General features: G+C 55.2%; 8 tRNA genes. All 8 read left to right on the forward strand.

The window, feature by feature from the left end:
- Positions 1–66 precede the first annotated feature (66 nt).
- Positions 67–142, forward strand: a tRNA-Val gene (locus I8U21_RS14790).
- A gap of 5 nt (positions 143–147) precedes the next feature.
- A tRNA-Tyr gene (locus I8U21_RS14795) sits at positions 148–232 on the forward strand.
- A gap of 14 nt (positions 233–246) precedes the next feature.
- Positions 247–321, forward strand: a tRNA-Gln gene (locus I8U21_RS14800).
- A gap of 6 nt (positions 322–327) precedes the next feature.
- Positions 328–403, forward strand: a tRNA-Lys gene (locus tag I8U21_RS14805).
- Positions 404–410: 7 nt separating this feature from the next.
- Positions 411–485: transfer RNA gene (locus I8U21_RS14810), tRNA-Gly, on the forward strand.
- A 3-nt stretch (positions 486–488) separates the two neighbouring features.
- Positions 489–562, forward strand: a tRNA-Gly gene (locus I8U21_RS14815).
- Between the two features lie 9 nt (positions 563–571).
- A tRNA-Asn gene (locus tag I8U21_RS14820) sits at positions 572–646 on the forward strand.
- A 15-nt stretch (positions 647–661) separates the two neighbouring features.
- Positions 662–738 (forward strand) — tRNA-Glu (locus I8U21_RS14825).
- Positions 739–776: the final 38 nt, after the last annotated feature.

Genomic DNA, 776 nt, shown 5'->3' on the forward strand with positions numbered 1-776 from the left:
GGTTTAACACACCAGCCTTTCACGCTGGCATGCAGGGGTTCGAATCCCCTACGGGTCACCAAAAACGGACGCTTAGCTCAGCTGGGAGAGCATCTGCCTTACAAGCAGAGGGTCGGCGGTTCGATCCCGTCAGCGTCCACCATATATGGAGGGATACCAAAGTGGTCAACTGGGGCGGACTGTAAATCCGCTGGCTTTGCCTTCGTAGGTTCGAATCCTACTCCCTCCACCACATATCATATACGCTGGGGAATAGCCAAGCGGTAAGGCAACGGACTTTGACTCCGTGATGCGCAGGTTCGAATCCTGCTTCCCCAGCCAGGTTGTGAGCCATTAGCTCAGTTGGTAGAGCACCTGACTTTTAATCAGGGTGTCGAAGGTTCGAGTCCTTCATGGCTCACCAATATAATGCGGAAGTGGCTCAGGGGTAGAGCATCGCCTTGCCAAGGCGAGGGTCGCGGGTTCGAATCCCGTCTTCCGCTCCATATGCGGGTGTAGTTCAGTGGTAGAACATCGGCCTTCCAAGCCGAATGCGAGGGTTCGATTCCCTTCACCCGCTCCAAGATAACGTTCCTCAGTAGCTCAATGGTAGAGCGCCCGGCTGTTAACCGGTAGGTTGCAGGTTCGAGTCCTGCCTGAGGAGCCATTTATTTGCCATCTTGGCCCGTTGGTGAAGTGGTTTAACACACCAGCCTTTCACGCTGGCATGCAGGGGTTCGAATCCCCTACGGGTCACCAAAAACGGACGCTTAGCTCAGCTGGGAGAGCATCTGCCT

Source organism: Thermoactinomyces sp. CICC 23799 (genome assembly GCF_016055145.1).
Lineage (GTDB): Bacteria > Bacillota > Bacilli > Thermoactinomycetales > Thermoactinomycetaceae > Thermoactinomyces > Thermoactinomyces intermedius.